The sequence below is a fragment of the Ruegeria lacuscaerulensis genome (genome assembly GCF_013031245.1).
GTDB classification, from domain to species: domain Bacteria; phylum Pseudomonadota; class Alphaproteobacteria; order Rhodobacterales; family Rhodobacteraceae; genus Ruegeria; species Ruegeria lacuscaerulensis_C.
The window spans coordinates 83,215-105,368 of sequence record NZ_WPZL01000003.1; the positions used below are offsets into that span (position 1 = coordinate 83,215).

21 protein-coding genes are annotated in these 22,154 nt (G+C 56.3%); 12 read left to right on the top strand and 9 right to left on the bottom strand.

All coding sequences use genetic code 11. The features are described 5' to 3' along the window. Window positions 1-61: 61 nt before the first annotated feature. The 11 genes from GOX66_RS05080 (at window position 62) to GOX66_RS05130 (ending at window position 11,963) form a co-directional block, all read left to right on the top strand. Window positions 62-1,105, top strand: a complete 1,044-nt coding sequence (locus GOX66_RS05080; protein ID WP_170760246.1) for a pyridoxal-phosphate dependent enzyme — start codon at window positions 62-64, stop codon at window positions 1,103-1,105. Beyond that, a complete protein-coding gene (locus tag GOX66_RS05085; protein ID WP_170760248.1) occupies window positions 1,102-2,247 on the top strand; it encodes a M24 family metallopeptidase in 1,146 nt (381 codons plus the stop codon). The genes GOX66_RS05080 and GOX66_RS05085 overlap by 4 nt, the downstream gene beginning before the upstream one ends. Beyond that, a complete protein-coding gene (locus GOX66_RS05090) occupies window positions 2,244-2,951 on the top strand; it encodes a maleate cis-trans isomerase family protein (RefSeq protein ID WP_170760250.1) in 708 nt (235 codons plus the stop codon). Before GOX66_RS05085 ends, GOX66_RS05090 begins: the two co-directional genes overlap by 4 nt. Before the next feature lie 149 nt (window positions 2,952-3,100). Next, a complete protein-coding gene (locus GOX66_RS05095; protein ID WP_170760252.1) occupies window positions 3,101-4,192 on the top strand; it encodes an ABC transporter ATP-binding protein in 1,092 nt (363 codons plus the stop codon). A gap of 111 nt (window positions 4,193-4,303) precedes the next feature. Then, a complete protein-coding gene (locus tag GOX66_RS05100) occupies window positions 4,304-5,395 on the top strand; it encodes an extracellular solute-binding protein (protein ID WP_170760254.1) in 1,092 nt (363 codons plus the stop codon). 66 nt (window positions 5,396-5,461) lie between these two features. Beyond that, the gene (locus GOX66_RS05105; RefSeq protein WP_170760256.1) at window positions 5,462-6,733 is read left to right on the top strand and encodes an ABC transporter permease; all 1,272 of its coding nucleotides are present in this window, start codon (window positions 5,462-5,464) and stop codon (window positions 6,731-6,733) included. A gap of 5 nt (window positions 6,734-6,738) precedes the next feature. Next, window positions 6,739-7,950, top strand: coding sequence for an ABC transporter permease (locus GOX66_RS05110; RefSeq protein ID WP_170760258.1), 1,212 nt, complete (start codon window positions 6,739-6,741; stop codon window positions 7,948-7,950). A 161-nt stretch (window positions 7,951-8,111) separates the two neighbouring features. Further along, on the top strand, window positions 8,112-9,332 hold the full coding sequence (locus GOX66_RS05115; RefSeq protein ID WP_170760260.1) for an aminopeptidase P family protein: 1,221 nt from the start codon (window positions 8,112-8,114) through the stop codon (window positions 9,330-9,332). 234 nt (window positions 9,333-9,566) lie between these two features. Next, on the top strand, window positions 9,567-10,409 hold the full coding sequence (locus GOX66_RS05120; RefSeq protein ID WP_170760262.1) for a glycosyltransferase family 25 protein: 843 nt from the start codon (window positions 9,567-9,569) through the stop codon (window positions 10,407-10,409). A 130-nt stretch (window positions 10,410-10,539) separates the two neighbouring features. Continuing rightward, window positions 10,540-10,908 carry a globin domain-containing protein gene (locus GOX66_RS05125; protein WP_170760264.1) on the top strand — a complete coding sequence of 123 codons (369 nt, stop codon included), beginning with the start codon at window positions 10,540-10,542 and terminating at the stop codon, window positions 10,906-10,908. Then, window positions 10,905-11,963 (top strand): adenylate/guanylate cyclase domain-containing protein, encoded by a 1,059-nt coding sequence (locus GOX66_RS05130; RefSeq protein ID WP_170760266.1) that lies wholly within the window; start codon window positions 10,905-10,907, stop codon window positions 11,961-11,963. Before GOX66_RS05125 ends, GOX66_RS05130 begins: the two co-directional genes overlap by 4 nt. A gap of 6 nt (window positions 11,964-11,969) precedes the next feature. Here GOX66_RS05130 and GOX66_RS05135 read toward each other — a convergent pair whose 3' ends face one another. The 9 genes from GOX66_RS05135 to guaA form a co-directional block, all read right to left on the bottom strand. Further along, window positions 11,970-12,584 (bottom strand): TetR/AcrR family transcriptional regulator, encoded by a 615-nt coding sequence (locus GOX66_RS05135; protein ID WP_170760268.1) that lies wholly within the window; start codon window positions 12,582-12,584, stop codon window positions 11,970-11,972. Between the two features lie 105 nt (window positions 12,585-12,689). Then, window positions 12,690-13,559, bottom strand: a complete 870-nt coding sequence (ppk2, locus tag GOX66_RS05140; protein WP_170760270.1) for a polyphosphate kinase 2 — start codon at window positions 13,557-13,559, stop codon at window positions 12,690-12,692. Window positions 13,560-13,608: 49 nt separating this feature from the next. Further along, window positions 13,609-14,559 (bottom strand): alpha/beta fold hydrolase, encoded by a 951-nt coding sequence (locus tag GOX66_RS05145; RefSeq protein ID WP_170760272.1) that lies wholly within the window; start codon window positions 14,557-14,559, stop codon window positions 13,609-13,611. Window positions 14,560-14,565: 6 nt separating this feature from the next. After that, window positions 14,566-15,504, bottom strand: coding sequence for a homoserine O-acetyltransferase MetA (metA, locus tag GOX66_RS05150; RefSeq protein ID WP_170760274.1), 939 nt, complete (start codon window positions 15,502-15,504; stop codon window positions 14,566-14,568). 39 nt (window positions 15,505-15,543) lie between these two features. Continuing rightward, window positions 15,544-16,416, bottom strand: a complete 873-nt coding sequence (locus GOX66_RS05155; protein WP_170760276.1) for an ATPase — start codon at window positions 16,414-16,416, stop codon at window positions 15,544-15,546. A gap of 49 nt (window positions 16,417-16,465) precedes the next feature. Then, window positions 16,466-17,362, bottom strand: coding sequence for a DMT family transporter (locus GOX66_RS05160; protein WP_170760278.1), 897 nt, complete (start codon window positions 17,360-17,362; stop codon window positions 16,466-16,468). 100 nt (window positions 17,363-17,462) lie between these two features. After that, window positions 17,463-18,596: an OmpP1/FadL family transporter gene (locus tag GOX66_RS05165; RefSeq protein ID WP_170760280.1), complete on the bottom strand. Its 1,134-nt coding sequence runs from the start codon at window positions 18,594-18,596 to the stop codon at window positions 17,463-17,465. A 120-nt stretch (window positions 18,597-18,716) separates the two neighbouring features. Further along, a complete protein-coding gene (locus GOX66_RS05170) occupies window positions 18,717-19,622 on the bottom strand; it encodes a DMT family transporter (protein ID WP_170760282.1) in 906 nt (301 codons plus the stop codon). A 95-nt stretch (window positions 19,623-19,717) separates the two neighbouring features. Next, on the bottom strand, window positions 19,718-21,277 hold the full coding sequence (gene guaA / locus GOX66_RS05175; protein WP_170760285.1) for a glutamine-hydrolyzing GMP synthase: 1,560 nt from the start codon (window positions 21,275-21,277) through the stop codon (window positions 19,718-19,720). Window positions 21,278-21,447: 170 nt separating this feature from the next. Between guaA and GOX66_RS05180 the strand changes: the two genes are divergently transcribed. Continuing rightward, window positions 21,448-22,146: an MgtC/SapB family protein gene (locus GOX66_RS05180; protein ID WP_170760287.1), complete on the top strand. Its 699-nt coding sequence runs from the start codon at window positions 21,448-21,450 to the stop codon at window positions 22,144-22,146. Window positions 22,147-22,154: the final 8 nt, after the last annotated feature.

Genomic DNA, 22,154 nt, shown 5'->3' on the forward strand with positions numbered 1-22,154 from the left:
TTTGTTGACAGAACTAGACGAATCCGATCACGTCAATGGGCAACTCAGGAAAGACACCCAATTGAAAATCACATCCAACCCCCATCGCGGCGGCCAGAAGCTTATCCAAGCGGCCCCATACCCGTCGACCGACTCGGAACGTGTGGCCGATCTGCTTAAGCATTGCCCAGCGGCTGAGGAAACTCCACTGGTCACTGCCAACGGGCTTACCGGCGTCGCAAACCTTTGGATCAAGGATGAGCGTGAGCGGATGAACCTCGGGTCTTTCAAGGCGCTGGGTGCGGCATACGTCATTGCACGTCATGCGGCGGATATTTCCGCCACTCCGGATGATACGACGCTGTCCGGTCGCACCTATGTCACGGCCAGCGCGGGCAATCACGGGATGAGCGTCGCGGCAGGTGCGCGTGTCTTCGGTGCTGATGCCGTGGTTTATATCGCCGAAACGGTGCCGGAGAGTTTCGCCGACCGTCTGCGCGAACAAAAGGCCCAGGTTGTCCGGCATGGCGCCGATTACGCGGGTAGTATGGACGGAGCCAGCCGGGCCGCAGAAGAAAACGGATGGATATTACTGTCGGACAGTTCCTGGGACGGGTATTATGAACTGCCGCATACGCTGATGGAGGGATATCTCCAGATGGCCGCCGAAGCCGTCCGTCAATGTCCGCAGAGGCCAACCCATATGATGCTTCAGGCTGGTGTCGGCGGATTGGCCGGTGCGGTAGCGGCTTATGCACGGACTGTCTGGGGCGATGCTCCAAAGATTGTCGTAGTTGAACCCGATGCAGCTCCGGCGTTGCAGGCCAGCATCGAAGCAGGGGCATGCGTGTTCGCCGACGGGCCCGACAGCGTCATGGGGCGGCTGGATTGCAAAGAACCATCGCAGATCGCCCTGAACGGTCTTGCCCGCGACGCAGACAGTTTCCTGACGCTCACGGATGACGAAGTGACCGAGCACCTTCCGGCGATGGCAGCGGCGGGTGTTGCAACAACTGCGTCGGGCGGGGCAGGGGTTGCTGCTGTCATGAATGCCGACGTGCGCAAGGCGCTGGGTATCGACAAGTACTCTTGTGTGCTGTGCTTCCTGTCCGAGGTCGCCGAATGAGGGGCTTTGACTCCACCGAGTTCCAGTTGCGGACCGAACGTGCACAGCGCCGCATGGATGAGGCGGGGATATCGGCGCTGTTGCTGACAACCGAACCTGAAATCCGCTACTTCACCGGCTATCTGACCCGGTTTTGGGAAAGCCCGACGCGCCCTTGGTTTCTGATCATCCCTGCGACAGGCAAACCTGTTGCAGTCATTCCATCCATCGGGGCGGCTCTGATGGCGCAGACCTGGGTCGGGGATATCCGCACCTGGAGCGCGCCGGACCTGACCGATGACGGTGTTGGCCTTCTGACCGAAACGCTTTGTGAAATCAGCCCGATGGATGCCGTTATTGGCATCCCGGACGGGCATGAAACTCATATTCGCATGCCGCTGGCAGACTTTCGCCGGTTGCAGGATGGATTGGGCAGCCGAAGCCTGAGCGGCGACAGCGGAATTCTCCGCGACCTTCGAATGGTGAAATCACCCGCCGAGATTTCCAAGATTGAAACGGCCTGCAGTATCGCCGGGCGCGCTTTTGACCGCGTGCCGGAAATCGCGGGTGAAGGTAAGGCGCTGGATGAAGTATTCCGCCGTTTTCAGATGTTGTGTCTTGAGGAAGGCGCGGATTGGGTGCCTTACCTCGCCGGAGGAGCAGAGCAGGGCGGTTATTCGGACGTAATTTCTCCGGCTCGTTCCACAGCGCTGAAGCCGGACGATGTACTCATGCTGGATACCGGCTTGGTGTGGGACGGCTATTTCTGTGACTTTGACCGCAACTGGTCCATCGGTCCTGCCAGTCTTGAGGTGCGGGACGCATACGCTGCGCTTATCGAAGCCTCGGATACAGCCTTTGAAGCCGCGCGACCGGGCGCGACAGCGGCCGATTTGTTCCAAATCATGAATAATGTCCTGTCCAGAAACAGGGGCGACACTGGCGCAGGGCGACTGGGGCACGGGTTGGGCATGTCACTTACGGAATGGCCGTCGCTGATCCCTACAGATCACACGGTGTTAGAACCAGGTATGGTCCTGACGCTGGAACCCGGCATTGCGGTGGGCGAAAAAATTCTGGTCCACGAAGAAAACATAGTCATAACCGAAGGGGCACCGCGTTTCATCAGCCCCCGCGTCGGCCCGGAGTTGCCAGCGATATGAGTTATTTGCCATACACGCTGGACAAAGATGATCCTGCGGTTTCGCCGTTGGGGCTGATCGTGCTGCAGACCGACGAAACAATCGAGCCGGAGTTCAGCGCCTATTTCGCGGATCGTTCCTATCCTCTTTTTGTTTCAAGAATTCCCAGCGGCACACAAGTGTCTACTGAATCCCTCGCAGAGATGGAGAAGGCTCTGCCTGCGGCTGCCGACCTGCTTCCCAAGATCCGCCCCTATCGTGTGGTCGGGTATGGCTGTACATCCGCTAGCTCGGTGATCGGGTCTGAGCGGGTCGAGAGGATGGTTCAGAAAAATTGTAACACAGCAGTCGTGACAAACCCGTTGCGTGCGGCTTCGGCCTGCGCGGCGCATTTGGGTGTCTCGAAATTCGCTCTGCTGTCCCCGTATGTCGAAGAAGTGAACGAGCCCCTGCGGCGGGCCTTCGCCCGAAATGGAATTTCAATGGACGTTTTCGGGTCATTTGGAGAGGCTGAAGAATCAAAGGTTGTGCGCATTTCGCGGCAATCCGTCGTTGAGGCAGCGGTGAAACTTGGGGCTGATCCAATGGTTGAAGCTGTTTTTTTAAGTTGCACGAATCTAAGAACTTTTGACGCTATCCCTGAAATCCAGGAGCGCCTGGAAAAGCCCGTTTTGTCCAGCAATCAAAGCCTTGCATGGCATATGCGGGAATTGAACACCGCCTGAGAAGGACATCTGTTCAACGATAATTGTCATTCTCCTGACATATTTTGGTTGCGCGGTGCGTCCTGCATGTCCTTAAATGGTGCCGATAGGTCTTTGAGATCCGGATAAACCGGGCAGCCAACAGACCACACAGGGAGCCAAGTCGGTATATGTCCAATGACGCAGCGTTCGTCGAGTTTCAGCGAGTCCAGAAGTCGTATGATGGTGAAATACTCGTTGTAAAAGATCTAAACCTCTCAATGCCAAAAGGTGAGTTTCTGACAATGCTGGGCCCGTCGGGGTCCGGGAAAACAACTTGCCTGATGATGCTGGCCGGGTTTGAAACCGCGACCCACGGCGAAATCATGTTGGATGGGAAACCGATCAATAACATTCCGCCCCATAAACGGGGCATCGGCATGGTGTTTCAGAACTATGCCCTGTTTCCGCATATGACTGTGGCCGAGAACCTGTCCTTTCCGCTGGAAGTACGGAAACTGGGCAAGGATCAACGCGAGGAAAAGGTCAAACGCGCGCTGGACATGGTCCAGATGGGCGCCTTTGGCAGCCGTCGCCCGGCGCAATTGTCCGGTGGTCAGCAACAGCGGATCGCACTGGCACGAGCGCTAGTGTTTGAGCCCGAGCTGGTTTTGATGGATGAACCGTTGGGCGCGCTGGATAAGCAACTGCGCGAGCATATGCAGTTCGAAATTACCCGCCTTGCGCATGAACTCGGGATTACCACCGTTTACGTAACACACGACCAGACCGAAGCGCTGACGATGTCGGATCGGGTAGCCGTGTTTGACGATGGGCGTATTCAGCAATTGGCTCCACCGGATTTGCTGTACGAAGAACCCGAGAATAGCTTCGTTGCGCAATTCATCGGTGAAAACAACACGTTGGAAGGTGTTGTTAAATCTATAGATGGCGATTCCTGCGTGGTGACGCTGGACGACGGGTCAGAGATTGATGCCAAGCCTGTCAACGTACATGCCGCAGGTGAGCGCACCAAGGTTTCGATCCGCCCCGAACGGGTAGAATTCAACAAAGACCGTCTGCACGCCGATGCGCATACGCTGAAAGCGACGGTGAAAGAATTCATCTATATGGGTGACGTGTTCCGTTTCCGTCTGTCAGTGGCGGGGAATGAAGATTTTATCATCAAGACACGAAATGCACCGGACGCAGTCAAGCTGTCCCCCGGTCAGGAAGTCGAAATCGGCTGGCTGGCCCATGACTGCCGGGCGCTGGACGCCTGATACAGCAATTTCCCACGTGGTCCGCCCGAGCACGCGGGACATCAGATGGTCGGGTTGCCCCGTGATCCGGTCTTCAAGGTTAAAATTAACGGGTATAACAGGGAGTTAACTATGAAAGTAACCAAAACCACGCTTATGGCGAGCGCGATTGCGATGGTTGCCGGCGGCGCGATGGCTCAAGAGATGACCATCGTCTCGTGGGGCGGCGCATACTCCAAGTCGCAGCTGAAGGCGTATCACGAACCCTATTCGGAACAGACTGGCATCACCATTCTGAACGATGACAGCTCGGCTGAGGCGGTTGCAAAACTGCGCGCCATGAACGAAGCGGGCAATATCACCTGGGATGTGGTGGACGTCACTGCCGAGTCTGCAATCCGTCTGTGCGACGAAGGTTTGGCGATGGAAATCAATCATGACGAGATGCTTGCGCCGGCGCCTGATGGCACGCTCGCGTCCGAGGATTTCGGTGAACTGATTGTCAGCGACTGCTATATCCCGCAGATCGTCTATTCGACCACTTTCGGCTATCGCACCGATCTGGTCGGCGACACACCTCCGACAGATGTTTGCGCGGTATTCGATCTGGAAACTTATCCTGGCAAACGATCGCTCGAAAAGCGCCCGATCAACAACATGGAATGGGCGCTGCTCTGTGACGGTGTCGCCAAGGATGATATCTATGACGTCCTGGCCACCGGAGAAGGTCAGGATCAAGCGCTGGCCAAGCTCGATACAATCAAGGATCAGGTCGTCTGGTGGAATGCCGGTGCCGACACGCCGCAGCTCTTGGCCGATGGCGAGGTCGTGATGGGCTCGACCTACAACGGCCGTTTGTTCAGCGTGATCGAAGAGCAGAATCAGCCGGTTGCCATGCTTTGGGACGCTCAGGTGTTCGACATTGATGGTTGGATCATTCCCGCCGGTCTGGATGACGAGCGCAAGCAGCGCGCGCTGGATTATATCCGGTTCGCCACTGACACGCAGCGTTTGGCGGATCAGGCCAAGTACATCTCGTACGGACCGGCCCGTGCCTCCTCGGCCCCGCTGGTAGGTCAGCACGCCGATCTGGGCATCGACATGGCACCGCACATGCCGACCGATCCGGAAAACTCCAAGAACACGTTCCTGTATAACTACGAGTTCTGGGCGGACTATCGCGACGATATCGACGCGAAGTTCCAGGCCTGGCTGGCACAATAAGCCGGATCAGAAAACCTCGGTCGGGGCTGCTTTTGGCCCCGACTTACCAAAGACCAAGGGACGCAGATGACTGACGCTACTCAATCCGGTCCGATGCTGGCTGCGGATGGCACGCCACTCAAGAAATCTCTGGCGCGTTCCCTGCGTCGACGCAAGCTTCGGGCTTTGGCGCTTGTTGCACCATTACTGTTGTTCGTGCTGCTGTCCTTTGTGATCCCGATCGTGTCGATGCTGTTCCGGTCGGTTGAGAACAGCATCGTGGCTGAAACGCTCCCCTTGACGGTGGTCGAGCTGAAGAACTGGGATGCCGAAAGCGGCGAATTGCCGGACGAAGCTCTATATGAGGCTTTCATCCGTGATATGATCGTCGCAGTTGACGCGAAAGAACATACGAAACTGGGGACGCGGCTGAACTATGAACAGACAGGCATGTCGTCCATGTTCCGCAGATCCGGGCGAAATATCAAAAAGTTGGATCCGGAAGCTGATGCGCCATTCAAAGAAAAGCTGATTGAAATCCATGATGGTTGGGGAGACGTGGACACCTGGCGCGTGATCAAGACGCATGCAGTCCCGATCACCAACGGATACTTCCTGAATGCTGTCGACATGCGCCGGACCCCCGAAGGCCCGCAGGCACAGCCCGAGGATAAGCAGATCCTCGTCAAATTGTTCGGTCGCACACTGTTCATGTCGCTGGTGATCACCGGAGCCTGCATCTTGCTGGCCTACCCGATCTCTTACCTTCTGGCGAATCTGCCAATGCGCGTTTCGAACATGTTGATGATTCTTGTTCTGTTGCCTTTCTGGACATCACTACTGGTGCGGACATCCGCATGGAAAGTGATGCTGCAACAGCAGGGGGTGATCAACGAAACTCTGGTCTGGCTGGGGCTTGTCGCAGATGACGCGCGGCTCGTGATCATCAACAACCAGATCGGCACGATCATTGCAATGACGCATATCCTGCTGCCTTTCATGGTCTTGCCGATGTATTCGGTGATGCAGACGATACCGCCATCCTATACCCGAGCGGCCAAGTCGATGGGCGCGACCAACTGGACGACGTTCTGGCGGATCTACTTTCCGCAGTCCGTTCCGGGCATTGGGGCGGGGTCGATCCTCGTGTTCATTCTGGCTATTGGCTATTACATCACGCCCGAGATCGTGGGTGGCACCAAAGGCGTCTTCATCTCGAACCGGATCGCGTATCACATCTCGTCCTCGCTGAACTGGGGGCTCGCGGCAGCGCTGGGGACGATCCTGCTCGCGGTCGTTCTGCTACTTTACTGGGTCTACGACAAGATCGTGGGCATCGATAACGTCAAGCTGGGATAAAGATCATGGCAGCACTTACACCAATATCCCGCAAACCGTTGTCAATGGTTCTTCCATCGGTCGCAATCGCCGGAGGTTTTGTCGGCATGTTCGTCGGGGCCGGGCAGGGCAGTGTCCTGCTGGGCATCCTTGTTGGCGCGGCGCTTATGGCGCTGCTGGCCTGGGTTTATATTACGGTGCTCGACAATGAGCGTGTGGCACGCTGGATCACAATATTGGGTCTGGGCGCAATTGGCTTGATCTTCGCGGGGTTCACCGGATTGATTGTCGGTTTGCTGGCCGGGTGGTTCTTTGCCTTCTTTATCTTCTGGCTGTACGAGGGGCGTTATCGGCAAAGACTGCTGCCTTACATGACGAGCGGTCAGGTGTTCTGGCACTACGCGTTCCGGGTGATCTGTGGTGCGATCTTCGTCTTCCTGATCACACCTATCCTTGTGGTTCTGCCGCTGTCCTTTAACGCGCAGGATTTCTTTACTTTCACACCCGAGATGCTGCGTTTGGACCCCGAGGGGTATTCGCTGAAGCACTATCGCGACTTCTTCACCAACAATGAATGGCAGCGCAGCTTTAAGAACTCGCTGATCATTGCGCCGATTGCGACGATCATCTCGGTTTCGCTTGGGACATTGGCAGCTATTGGTCTGAGCCAATCCCACGTACCGGGGCGCCGGGCAATTATGGGCGTCCTGATCTCGCCGATGATCGTTCCCCTGATCATTTCCGCCACGGGTATGTTCTTTTTCTACAGCGACATTGGCCGATTCCTTGAGGGAACGCTGGGCATGGACAAGAACTTTGTCGGCTATATCAAAGTCATCCTCGCCCACGCGGTCCTGGGGATTCCCTTCGTGATCATCACGGTGACGGCGACGCTGGTCGGATTTGACCAATCGCTAACGCGGGCGGCGGCGAACATGGGGGCGGGTCCGGTGCGGACGTTCTTCAAAATCCAGATGCCGCTGATCTTGCCGGGTGTGATCTCGGGCGGATTGTTCGCCTTTATCACTTCGTTTGACGAAGTTGTGGTGGTTTTGTTTGTCGGCTCTGCAAGTCAGAAAACGCTTCCGTGGCAGATGTTTACCGGCCTTCGTGAGCAGATCAGTCCGACCATTCTGGCGGTTGCAACCATCCTTGTGGTGATCTCGATTGCGCTGCTGACCACGGTTGAACTGCTGCGGCGGCGGTCTGAACGCCTGCGCGGGCTCAGCCCATCTTGACGCGACTCAAAAGCTGATTTAGCGATTTCACCATGCACCCCGGTCGCGATGGCGTCGTGACGATACGCGGGGTGCATGGCTCTCGGTTCCCGAGGCCGCTTGTCCTGAACGCCGGGACTTGTGGCCGGGCGTTGCCTGTCCGGCATTCAGGAGAGACCAAGATGACTGACCTAACCAACCGCCCCGAGTTCTTTACCTGCCATAACGGTGACAAGGCGCCTTTGCCGTTCAGCAAAGCGGAATATGATCGCCGCCTTGCCAGTCTGCGCGCGACCATGGCGGCGCGGGATATTCCGGCAGTTCTGCTGACGTCGATGCACAACATCGCCTACTATTCGGGCTTTCTGTATTGCTCGTTTGGCCGTCCTTACGGCTGCGTGGTGACGCAAGATGCATGCACGACAGTTTCGGCAAATATCGATGCCGGGCAGCCGTGGCGGCGTTCGGTGGAAGAGAACGTGATCTACACCGACTGGAAGCGCAACAACTACTGGCGCGCTGTTGCCGAGCTTGTCGGGCCTGCCCGTAGGATTGGCATCGAAGGCGACCACATGACCCTGGCCATGCGTGATACGGCTCTGGACATGCTGGGAGGCCCTGAGTTGGTGGACGTTGCGCCAGACACGATGGCCGCGCGCATGGTGAAGTCCGCAGAAGAGATCGAATTGATCAAGGGCGGTGCACGTACCGCGGATGTGGGCGGCGCCGCCATTCACGCCGCGATCCGCGAAGGCGCGACCGAGATCGAGATTGCCATGGCCGGACGTGACGCGATGGAGGCCGAAATCGCGCGTGCCTACCCGGATGCCGAATACCGTGACACATGGGTCTGGTTCCAGTCGGGACTGAACACCGACGGCGCGCATAACCCGGTCACCAAGCGTGCGCTGGAAAAGGGCGATATCCTGTCGCTGAACACCTTCCCGATGATCTCGGGCTATTACACCGCGCTGGAACGCACCCTGTTCCTGGGCGAGCCCGACGCAGAAAGCCTGCGCATCTGGAAAGCCAACGTCGCGGCGCACGAGCTGGGCCTGAGCCTGATCAAACCCGGCGCGACTTGCTCGGGAATCTGCGAAGAGATCAACCGTTTCTTCGCCGATGAGGGCCTGCTGCAATACCGCTCGTTTGGCTACGGCCACTCTTTCGGTATTCTCAGCCACTACTACGGTCGCGAAGCCGGTCTCGAACTGCGCGAGGATATCGACACGGTTTTGGAGCCTGGCATGGTCGTCTCGATCGAGCCCATGCTTTGGATCCCCGAGGGTCAAAAAGGCGCCGGCGGCTATCGCGAGCATGACATTCTCGTCGTCGAAGAAGACGGTGCCGAGAACATCACCGGCTTCCCCTATGGTCCGGAACACAACACGATCAGCGTGTAAATCATTGTTAGTATAGCAAGAAGGGCGCTGGCCCTTCTTGCTCGCAGGCTCTTTTTAAGCGCATGGAAGATGAAGCTGAAGAAATTCAACTGATCCAGGGCAACCAAAATCTGTGCGCGTTCCGAAGATCGCAAATCGGGGCTACTTCGGCAAGGTTGTTCCCGGCGGTCTGCAAGGGCTTGATTGTCCGGTTCAGCGATGCGTATCTGGCCTGAGCGTTGGAAAGGACAAACTGTGGGACATCACGAATTGCCATCGGGAACGGGTGTCTTCTACATAAATCTGGACCGCGTGCCCGAGCGAAAGGCGTTTATGGACAGTCAGTTCATCCATGCCCGACTGCGTGGTGCGAAACGCTTCAGCGCAATTGACGCTCAGCAACCGAGGGCACTGGACGGCAATGGGTACGTTCCCGGAACCGGTAGCCGGTGGGGGCTGAGACAAAGCGAGATCGCCTGTTTTGAAAGCCATCGCGCCGTATGGCAGGCCGCGGTTGATCAGGATTTGAAAGCAGTCGCGGTATTCGAAGATGACGTGGAAATGTCTGCTCAGGCGGGTGCTGTCATCGCGGCCCTACTAGAGCACGGAACCGGGTTTGATTTCGTCAAGCTTGATTACTCTCCACGATCCCTGAGGTTCGGGCCTGAAACTGTATTTGCAGGTGTAAACGTCAGGCCGATGTTGGAGATGGCGCCCAGCGCGGCCGCATACATCCTTTCTCGAGACGCCTGTCGCAAACTGTTGTCCTGGTCGGAACAGTATTCAGATCACCTGGACGATTTCGTTTCAATTCCACGTCCGGACTGGCATATGTATCAGTGTTTTCCGGCGGTCGGGGTTCAGATGGTTTGGTCGAAACAGCAAGATCAGATCAGCGAGCCTGTGAAGGTCAGTGAACGTTCGCAGGACAAGAAGACCAACAGCGGTCTGGACAAAGGTCCGCTGTGGTTCCGCGCCAGACGAGAACTACAGGCCGCCTGTCGCAAGTTGTATTGGCGCGCGGGCGGGCAGGCGCGTTTGTTAGAGCAGGGTGGTTACGCAGGATTCATACCCTGTACTGATGACCTGAGTGTTTGAAGCTGTCGGATTGACCAAAATACGTACTCTACCAGCCCCGGTTCGCCCGAAATCCTCATAACCGTTAACAAAACTGTCATATTGATATAATCTTGCAGTGTTGTTTGTGGTTAATGCTTGGGTGTGCGGTGTGGGTCAGACAATTTACGAAAAATACGGCGGATTCAAAACGATCAGCCGCATTGTTATTACGTTCTACGAAATGGCGTTGGACTCTGATCAGATCGGGGGCCATTTCGAAGACATAGACATGCCGCGCTTGATTGACCATCAAACAAAATTTGTTTCGTCACTGGTGGGTGGTCCCGCGTCTTTCAGCGACGAGAGAATAGAGGCGGTACACCGGAATCTGAATATCACCCATGCTGACTTTGATGAGATGGCCGAGTTGTTTGGCGAAGCTCTGGCCATGCACGGAATGGAGGACGGGCATATCAAGATTGCCCTGGAAGCCATTGAATCAAAACGTGCAATCATTGTCGCACGTGACGCCGCATGAGCATTCTGGCCATAAACGAACAACTGTTGCGCGCGATTGGCGTCGGGGTCGCTGTCGTGCGCGCCTCAGATTTGACCTTTGTGTTTCACAACGGACCGTTCGCCGAATGGTTCGGCGTACCGAACGACGGCCAGACATTGCTGGACTTGCTCCCGGCGCTTGACCCACTTGAACTGGAGGACGTGAAGCAATCGGGCCTGCGATACTCCGTCGAGCTGCAGATCAAGCCGAAACGCAGAACCCTGATCTTCGCGACTGCAGTGTCGTTGGCCAATGGGCTGTCCGAACAAGTTCTGGTCGTCGAGTGCCAGAACATCACGCGTATCCGCGAGCTTGAAAGCATGATCGACAGCTATTCGACCATGGTTGAGCGCAACACGCGTGAATTGGAGCGTGAAAAAGAGCGGGTTGAAAGGCTGTTGCTGAACCTGATGCCGCGGGCCGTATACGAGGAATTCAAGACCTTTGGGGTCGTCACTCCGCAACTTTATGAGCAGGTTTCGGTCGTGATGCTGGACTTTGTGGGATTCACGGACTTTGCGGCCAAGGCGGACCCAACCGTCACGCTGAGCGAGTTAAATGACATCTTCACGGCCTTTGACAGGATCGTCGAACAATTCGGATGTGAGAGGATCAAGACGATTGGTGATGCTTACTTGGCAGTTTCAGGTATGCCGGATCCAACTCCGGATCATGCGACGGCAGTGGCGCATTGTGCGGTTCGTTTCTTGCGGTATCTGGAGCGGCGCAACGAAAGTCATCCGCATAAATGGGAGGCTCGGATCGGGTTGGGCATGGGCCCCGCTGTGGGGTCTGTCGTAGGCATTCAGAAATACGTCTATGATGTATTCGGTCCCGCCGTGAACATCGCTTCACGGCTGCAAGTCTTTGCAAATCCAATGAATATTGTTGCCCCGGAAGAGATGAAATTTGCCCTGATCGATGAATTTCAGGTCTCGGATCTGGGGAAGGTAGACATCAAGGGTATGGGTGAAATGGAACTTATCAACGTCACCTCAGGGCTAAGCATGCCGCGGCCCAGAACTGTGTTCTGACACCCGTCAGTCGTCCTGGGGCACCAGTCCCAGCCCTCTCAGATAGATGCCGATACCTGTTTCCAGCAATTCCTCGGGCGGGAAGGGTGAACTTGCACCAGTATTTCGCGCAAAGAGTTCCACCACGCCATGGCTCATGGCCCAGATATGGGCGCTGAACATGGACGCGGGCGGCCGCTTTTCCGGGGGAATGTGTTGAGACAGATCGGCTGCGGCTTTTTCGAGCACGCTTTTGGCACGGTTCGCGGCCAACGACAGTTCCGGCGTCCGATTGACGGAAATCCCGCTTTCGAACATGGCGATATAGTGGCCGGGGTGCTTGCGCGCGAAGGCCAGATAGGCGCGACCGGTCGCCTCGAAAGCCGCCAGCGCCGAAGGCTGACCCTTGTCATATGCGTATTGCATCAGGTCCGCGAACATCTCGAACCCCTGGCGGGCCGCTTCGGCAATCAGATCCTCACGTCCATGAAAATGTCTATAGACCGCGGCGGGGGTGACCCCAGCGGTTTTTGCGGCCTCGGACAATGTAAAACCCGTTGGACCTTTTTCTTCGATCAAAGACAGCGCGGCCTCAATAAGAGCCTGCTTCAGGTTGCCGTGATGATACCCGCGTTTCGTCATCCCTGTGTCAGGTGCCTTTGCTGTTTAAGCTCTGGGAATTCATGACATAATCTGCGTACAAGCGTTCGTCCAACACCCATCACGACTTTAGCCCTGCAATTTCCATCATGCGTCCCAGATTTCCGGCCCACCGCAGATTTTTGGATCGTTCTCGCCGATCGCCTTTTCGTCCTTCTCGTCATAGTCCAGAGCATGCAGAACAGTTCGAATGGCTGCCAGACGGGCGCGTTTCTTGTCGTCCGATCTCACAATGGTCCAGGGGCAATGTTCCGATTGGCTGCGGGTCAGGGTTTCCGAGATCGACTGGCTGTATTCATCCCATTTGTTCAGACCCGCAACGTCAATCGGGCTGAGTTTCCATTGCTTCAGCGGGTCGGTTTCGCGAGACAGGAACCGGTTTAACTGCTCGGCACGACCGACGTTCAGCCAAAACTTGAAAAGTACGATCCCATCGTTGACCAGACCGGTTTCCAGCGGCAATACCTGCCGGAAAAAGCGTTCACGCTCTTCTGAAGTGCAGAAACCGAACACGTTTTCCACCACACCCCGATTATACCAACTGCGGTCAAAGAACACGATTTCACCGGCTGCTGGCAGGTGAGTGATGTAGCGCTGGAAATACCATTGGCTGCGCTCTGTGTCCGAAGGCTTGCTTAGCGCCACGTTCCGCGCGCCGCGCGGGTTAAGATTTTCGCGAAATCTCTTGATCGTACCACCTTTTCCAGCGGCATCTCGGCCTTCGAAGATAAGCGCAACGCGATGGCCGGTTTCCTTGATCCAGGACTGCATCTTGACCAGTTCAATCTGCAGCAATTCCATTTGCTTGTCATATTCCTTACGCTTCATCCGTTCATCGTAAGGGTAGCTGGGATTCAGAATATCGCCTTTGTTTGCCTTTTCGATGGCAGTGCGCACCTCTTTGGGGGCGTCATTGCGAAAGTACTTTTCGATGGAACCTTTTTCCGAACGGGCCATAAGCTACCTCGTCATAAAATCCATTTCCTACTATGGATTAGCCGCGGAGTTAACGCAAACCTGCACGTTGCGCGGCGCGGTCAATCGCTGCCGCGACCTCGGGCGCCGCGACGACCTGTGGCATATGGCCAATGCCGGGCAGCTCAATCAATTCCGCGCCGGGGATTTGTTCGATCAGGCGCTCTGAATGCCAGCCCAGACCAACTGTGGTGTCGGCCGTGCCGTGGACGATTTCGGTCGGTACATCAATTTCGCTGTACCGGGGTTGCAACGCACGAACCTCCTCCAAAAGGTTGGCACGTTGCTTTGCGTTGGCATGCATGGAGGAGCGGCGCATTGTCAGTCCCGGGCCGAAGTGATCGGCATAACCTTCAGGGGTTGTCTGCGGGGCAAACACATCGTCCAGCACCTGTTCGGCAAACCAATCCGGTACAAATGCCGTGATCAGGGGCAGCCCCAGGGTGTTGCCGACCGGAGTTGCCGCCAGTTGATTGAACCCGTCTAGCGGTGTCTCCCACGGTATTGCCGCAGGCGCGATCAAAACCAGTGCTGAGATGTTGTCGGGTCGAGTGACTGCCCATGCAAGCGATACAGAACCGCCGTAACTTTGCCCGGCGACGATGGGCTTGTCTGCCCCCAACTGGGCGGCAGCTTTTTGCAGTATTTCCGCTTGTTGTTCAATTGTTTCCCCGTCGGGGTTAAAGCTGTCGCTGTATCCCAAGCCGGGGCGGTCAAACACGATGACGCGGAAGTTCTCAGCCAGAATTGGGGCCAGAGCGAAGGTCATGTCGCGCGTGTTGCCGCTGGAACCATGGATAAGTACGACGTCAGGGCCTGCGCCCATGACAACGGCGTGAACAGAGATGCCATCGACATCAACGATCTGACCTTCGGGTGGAAAAGCGGATTCGGCGCGCGCTTCCAGCCGCGCGGCCCGCCAGAGCGCGATACACCAGATCACCGCCATCAGAGCCAGGATTATGACACCGACGCGCACCATGGTATCTCAGGCCCTCAGGTCCGTTATGTCCACGCCAATCCGGTTCATGTCGTACGGAGTGGTTCCGTAAATTTCACTGATCCAGTTGCCGTATAGCAAATGCGCATGGCTGCGCCATCTGTTCTGCGGCGTGCGCGTCGGATCGTCATCCGGATAATAGTTGCTGGGCACGTTGATGGGCGTGCCATTGGCGACGTCGCGATCATATTCCTGCTTCAGCGTATCGCTGTCATACTCGAAATGGTTGAAGATATAGAGCGCTCGGTGCGCCCGGTCTTCCACCAGACAAGGACCGACATCATCGCTGCCCAGCAGCGTGACAAGGCCTTCCGCGCTGTCGATCTCGTGCTGTTTCATTTCGGTCCAACGGCTGACGGGGATGACGCAATCGTCTGAAAACCCGCGCAGAAATGGCGAAGCGGGGTCTCGGTTCATATGACGGAAGCAGCCGAATGCCTTGGCTTTCAGCATATGTTTCCGAACGCCGTGGAAATGGTTGATCATCGCCATCCCGCCCCAGCAAACGCCAAAGGTCGAATGGACGTTGGTCTGGGTCCAGTCGAATACCTCGCTGATTTCGTCCCAATAGGTGACGTCATCGAACTCCAGATGTTCGATCGGGGCACCGGTTATGATCAGACCGTCGAATTTCTCGTCCTTCACCTCCTGAAAGGGGCGATAGAACTCGGCCATGTGCTCGGCAGCGGTGTTCCTTGTCCTGTGTTCGGTCATGCGGATCAGCGACAGATCGATTTGCAGCGGCGTAGCACCGATCAGACGAGCGAACTGGTTCTCGGTCTGAATCTTCTTGGGCATCAGATTCAACAAGCCGATCCGCAGGGGGCGGATGTCCTGACGCATCGCCTGATCCTCGGCCATGACCATGACGCCCTCTTTGGTGAGAACGTCAAATGCAGGCAGGTCGGAAGGGATCTTGATGGGCATCAGGTGCAAGCCTTTGGAAGAACAGTTTAAGAGCGGTAATTAAGCGCGGTTCGGGCGGGTCTCAAGGGTGCGTTCGATCAACTCATCGAAATCACCCGCATCGCGGACCTTGTGCATGTCATCTGCGGTGACGGTCACACCCCAGTTCTCGGCCATCGCCTGATAGCGCGGTTGGCGGTGGGCCAGCGCCTGCGCATAGGTCCAGCGGATGAAGGCGTCAGGGTCGACATCCTCGGCCCGGCAGTCATGCTGAGACAGGTAGTCATCCCAAACACGCGTCAGGAACTCGGGTTGATACGACATAGGCTTTGGCGCTTTGTCGAAGCGACGGATCAGTTCCGCTGTATGATCTTCGTCGCCCTGAATCCAGATCATCAGGGTTTGGCGCGACAACTCAGACAGAACATGATCCGTGCCATCATTGGGGTCCACCCATTCACAGATCGACCCGCCCGTGTCGCAGATGAAATGAGGGTACTGATACAAGCGTTGCGCGCGGTCTATGAAGTACTCGGTGTCCAGCAGGGCGTGTATTTCGGCCAGACGGAACTGTTCCTGCCGGCGGCGGTACTCCGGAATCTCTAGACCGCCCAGAGCGGGGTTTCCGGGCTTGCCGAGATACGCGGCAACAGGCGTAAGGTTCTCAAATGAGATGTTCGATCCGATATAGATCGAGTCCGACAAAAGCAGGTCACGCAGAAACGGAACCTTCATCGCCTCGGCCTTGGCGTTGTCGGTGATGTATTCGCCCATGTATCGGGTGCCTATCCGGTAGTCGATCGAATAGTGGAACCAGTCGCCTGAATCGCGCAGGACGTTGGACACATAAGTCTTGCCCAGACCCGACATACCGAAGAACAGCACTTTCTTTCGCGCCGCATTGCGCCAGTCTTTTGCCGAACTGTAGATCATCGTCCGCTATCCCTTTTTCCGACCTAGCTAAAACGGGCAGGGGGCGGCGTCAATCGTGCGCACCGGAGCGATGGAGGATCAAGAGCCCCATCGCAAGCAGAGCAAAGCCCAAAAAGGCCTGTGGCGGCAATGCTTCATCTCTCAGAACGGCACCCAGAACGATGGCGACAGGAGGGATCACCAGGGTCACAAGCATCAGGTTTCCTGCGCCGGCAACCGCCAGAACGCGATAGTACAGCAAGTACGCACCAGCGGTTGCGATTAGAGAGTAGTAGGCGATTGCCGCCCAGGTTGTCAGAGGCAGGTTCAGTGCGGGCATGCCATCGGCCATCAACGTGATGGGGAGGATCAGCAATGTAGATGCGGTCAGCATACCGGCCGCAGCAACAATGGGGGGCAGGTCCGACAACGCTGTACGTGCCCATGCACCGGCAAGAGCATATGAAACTGTTCCTGCAATAATAGCCAGTTGGGCAACGCTTTGAAGGTTGAAGTTGGCGAAGTTTCGAAGACCGATTGCAATGGTGACGCCTAAAAACCCAAGCCCGACGCCCAAAACACGACCTGGCGTAAGACGTTCGTCTTTGAACAACAGAGCGGCGATCAGAACGCCGAACACAGCCGTCGCCGCGTTCAGGATCGAGGTCAGACCTGTCTCGATATATAGCTGACCCCAGGCCATCAACGTAAACGGAATTGCATTGTTCAGCAAACCCATGACAAGGAATGCAAGCCACACACGAGGGCTGCGTGGAACGGCCAGTCTTCGAATCCGTACAACCAGCCAAAGCGCCAGCATCGCCCAGAAAACGCGATGAAGTACAGAAGTCATAACCGGGATCGTGTCCAGCGCGATCCTGATTGAAATGAACGACGCGCCCCATATCAGACCAAGCAATAATAGCTCGGCCCATGCCTTGGGGGAGAGGTGTTTTTGAGTAGACATGCCATCTTTTCGCATTCCTGAATTGCCCATTCGACCCGGAACTTGCGCAAAGAAAAAACCCCGCCGAAGACGGGGTTTCATGTTCATTTGATGCCCGAAATTAATTCAGCGCATAAGTGACCTGGAAACCGACGCTCCAGGCACTATTGCCGGTGAAATCAGCTGTCACGCCGCCCGCGCCATCGGCGGTCGCATCACCAATGTCGGTGTATTGCACGCCGGCAGAAATCTTGGCTTTTTCCAACGAATACGTGCCGCCGACACCGATGCTCCAGAAGCCGTCCGTCGGACCCAGGTTCGATACCGGTTCGCCCTCATCGGTCTCATAACCCAGCGTCACGGCTCCGGAAAACTCTTCCGTAAACTGATACCCCAGACCAAGCGAATAGGTGAATGTCGCGTTGTCGTAGTCAACCAACGGGGCGCCAACAGTGCCGACGTAGACAGGCGGAGACAGGTCCAGTTGTGGCCAGTCGACCCAACGGATCGATCCAAATAGCAGGGTCTTTGGCGCGACACCAGTCTGGAAGTCCAGGTTGACGGACTGCGGGGTTTCGACTTCTGTCGTCGTGTTGAACGTCCGGCCGGCAATGGTTTCGGTTTGCGACAGGTCGTGCGTGATTTTCGAGTTGTATGTCAGTGCGACCCGGGCAGCGATTTCAGGCCTTTCCCACGCGACACCGATTACATAGCCAAAGTCGATTTCCGCATCGGAATCATAGGAATAGTCACCGACAATCGGAACGCCAACCGTAGCTTTCACACGCTGCGCACGAACCCCACCCAATGCGCTGAAGCCACCATCGAATTTATACCGCAACAGGGCCGTGATAGCGTCAGTATCGGCTGTGGCTCTGAGCGAGTTTGGCTGAGTTGGGTTCAGAGGGTTGATAGACAGCGGGTAATTCGTTGCATATGCGATATCAGCGCCAAACGGCTGATCGTACAAAAGGGCAAAGTCAAGCTGATCGGTGAGTGATGTCTTGTAGCCCAGGTGAGGCGTGAAGAAGTCATTTGCAACGTTGCCAGAGTCTACGGGCTGACCAATATTGGGGGGACTCAGGCTTGGCATCGTGCCGCTTACGGTTGGATCCGTGTAACTAAGCCGAAACTGAACGGCCGACCCCTCTTCAAAAATGAGGTTGATGCCCTGACCACTCCGGTCGATGCCTCCTGCGTATGCTCCTGTTGCCCCAACGCATACCGCGCACGCCTGCAAAAGCGCTTTTTTCATTCTGTCCTCCCTAAGGTCTCCTGTAAGTCAGTTCCGTCTGATGGTGGTACGGTCTGACCTGTCTTTGTGGTGCTCGTAACTTTCTATTGGTTTATTCTACCGTCAACTGGTGACGGCGCGTTATTTCTGACGAGTCTGACGTGGAACTGTTGCTAAACTGTTACGATTTTCTGCGTGAACATTCAGAAAAATGCCCGAAAAGATCACGGCTGCCCCAAGCAACGTCCAGTGATCCAGCGGCTCGTGATACAGAATCATCCCAATGACCGCGATGGCAGGCAGGCGCGCAAAGTCGAAGGGGACAACCACTGTCGCTGGCGCAATGGCCAAAGCGTTGGTGATACAGTAATGCGCCAGCAAACCAGCCAGGCCGACCAGCAGCAGGAACGGCGCAGATTTCGCCGTTGGCAAAGCGATTTGCCCGTCGATGCCCGCAGCAATAAATCCCAGTATCGCCTGCATAACGGTCAGCCAAAACATGATACAGCCAATGCTGGCAAATCGGGTCAGGGTCTTTGTGGAAATGGTTGTCAGAGCAAAGAAAATTGCTGACAAACCTGCTGCCAGCAAGCCTGTGCTCAGTGGCGCAGCGCCTGGCCGGGTCACTATGAGAATTCCGGCGAAACCGATCAGGGCCGACATCACTCGCACGGTCGTCAAACGTTCGCCCAGCAAGAGCGGCGAAAGCAGGATCACCCAAATCGGCTGAGTGAATTCAAGAGCAAAAACTTGTGCCAGAGGGATGACCGAGACCGCGTAAAACCACAGGTTCTGGCCTGTAAAGTGCAAAAGGTTGCGGATGCCGTGCAGCCCAAGCCGGTCGGCCGATACCTGATGCCATTTTTGCGTCAGGGTCAAAACAAGTGAGACGACGCATATACCAACGAGGCTGCGGTAGAACATGATCTCAAACGTATCATGGGTCACGCTCAGTTCGCGCCCGGCAACGGCCATCGACGAGAAGGAGGCAATCGCCCCCGTCATCCAAAGTGCGGCCTTGCCGATCTGCGGTTTGCTGGTGTCCATGTGCCTGTCTTAGAGAATCGTCTTTATCCAGCAGAAAACTATGCCTTTTTGGTCAGGCCTAAAAAGCAAAAGCCGGGACGTGCCCGGCTTTCTCATCATTCCCACTCGATTGTTCCCGGTGGCTTTGAGGTGATGTCATAGGTGCATCTGTTGATGCCTTTGACCTCGTTGATGATCCGCGTGGCGGTCTCACCAAGAAATTCATGGCTGAAGGGGTAATAATCGGCAGTCATGCCGTCCACAGATGTTACCGCTCGAAGTGCGCAGGCGTAATCGTATGTGCGTCCGTCACCCATCACGCCCACAGTGCGGACGGGCAGGATAGCAACAAAGGCCTGCCAGATGTCATTATAGAGCCCGTGTTTGCGAATTTGGTCGATGTACACAGCATCGGCCTCACGCAGAATCCCCAGTTTCTCTTGGGTGATTTCGCCGGGGCAACGGATCGCCAGTCCGGGGCCGGGGAAGGGGTGACGGCCGATAAAGCTCTGCGGCAGGCCCAACTCGCGACCAAGGGCGCGAACTTCGTCTTTGAACAGTTCCCGCAGCGGTTCGACCAGTTTCAGGCCCATCTTTTCAGGTAACCCGCCGACATTGTGGTGCGACTTGATCGTGACCGACGGGCCGCCCGAGAACGACACCGACTCAATGACGTCCGGATACAAGGTGCCCTGCGCCAGAAATTCGGCCCCGTCGATGGTGTCTGCGTGCTTTTGGAATACGTCGATGAATAGCTTGCCAATGATCTTGCGCTTGGTTTCCGGATCGCTCTGGCCTTCCAGCTCGCCAAGGAACAGGTCGCTTTCATCTGCGTGGATCAGCTGAATATTGTAGTTGTCGCGGAACATGCCAACGACTTCTTCGGCCTCGTTCTTGCGCAGCAGTCCGTGATCGACGAACACGCAGGTCAACTGATCGCCGATCGCCTCGTGGATCAGAATTGCTGCCACTGAACTGTCTACGCCGCCGGACAGGCCGCAAATGACCTTTTTGTCGCCAACTTGTTCGCGGATTTTTTCGATCATCTGTTCACGGTAGGCGCCCATGGTCCAGTCGCCCGTGAACCCCGCCAGCTTAACGAAATTCTCATACAGCTTCGCGCCCTTGGGCGTGTGGTGCACCTCGGGGTGGAACTGAACGGCATAGAAATGACGGTTCGGATCTGCAGTAATCGCATAGGGCGCGTTGGGCGAGGTGCCGAATACCTCAAACCCGGGGGCAATTTCGCTGACGTGGTCGCCGTGACTCATCCAGACCTGTTCGTCGCCGTCCGAGAACCAACCTTCCAATATGTCCAGTTGGCCTTTTGGCGTCACAAAAGCACGCCCGAACTCCGCTGTTCCGTGACCGCTTTCGACCTTGCCGCCAAGCTGGTGCATCATCACCTGCTGACCGTAGCAGATGCCAAGGATCGGCACGCCGTAGTCAAAGATTTCCTGCGGGGCCCGCGGCGACCCCTCACGCGTCACGCTGTCCGGACCGCCCGAGAAAATAACGGCTTTCGGAGCCATTTCCCGCACGAAGTCCATCGTGACATTCTGATAGGGGTGGATTTCGCAATAGACATTCAACTCGCGCAGGCGGCGGGCAATAAGCTGCGTTACCTGGCTGCCGAAGTCGATGATCAGAAGGCGGTCGTGGGATGTATCACTCATGTGCGCGCCATAGGCCAAGCACAGGAAATTCGCAAGAGAAAGGTCGTTTTCAACACACACGAATGTCGATGTTTTGGTGAACTGAAAACTCTATTGTAAAAGTTTTGTAACAGAAATATGACGCACTTCACCCGATCGCCGGGATGGCGGGACTTGCATGGGAGGTGCGCGTGCCAATAGCCGTTGAATTAGCTGCTTTGAATCTGGCATTGGCGCTGTTTTGCGGTGCATTGATCGGATCCGAGCGGCAGGTCCGCCAAAGGATGGCGGGTTTACGGACAAATGCGCTGGTCGCGTTGAGTGCGGCTGCTTTTGTCGTGTTTTCCGCGCTTTACCCGGATGAGGTCAGCCCGACTCGCGTCGCGGCGCAGGTCGTGTCCGGGATCGGTTTTCTGGGCGCCGGCATCATTTTCCGAAATGGCTTTACCATTCATGGACTGAACACGGCCGCGACCCTGTGGTGTTCGGCTGCCGTTGGTATGATGGCAGGCAGTGGCGCGTGGGTCTTCGCGCTGATGATGACGGGCTTCGTCATTTTCGTGAACCTTGGATTGCGGCCGCTGGTGAAATGGCTGAAAAAAACAACCCGCGCCGGTGTGCCGTTAACACAGGAGTTTCGTATATTGGTCCGGTGCGCGGCGGATGCGCAGGTCGGTGCACGTGCGGCGGCCCTGCAGGCACTGGCGCAAAATGGGGTGCGCATCGTCGGATTTCAGAAAGACGACGAAGATGAACAAGGCATTCAAACCCTGGAAATTCTTGTGTCCACCGAGGATCAGCCCGAAAATGTGCAGCATAAAATCGCGAGTCCGCTTATACTTGAGCCCGGTATTATGAGTGTGGAATGGGAAGAAACGCCGGAAACTTAAGTCGGTTG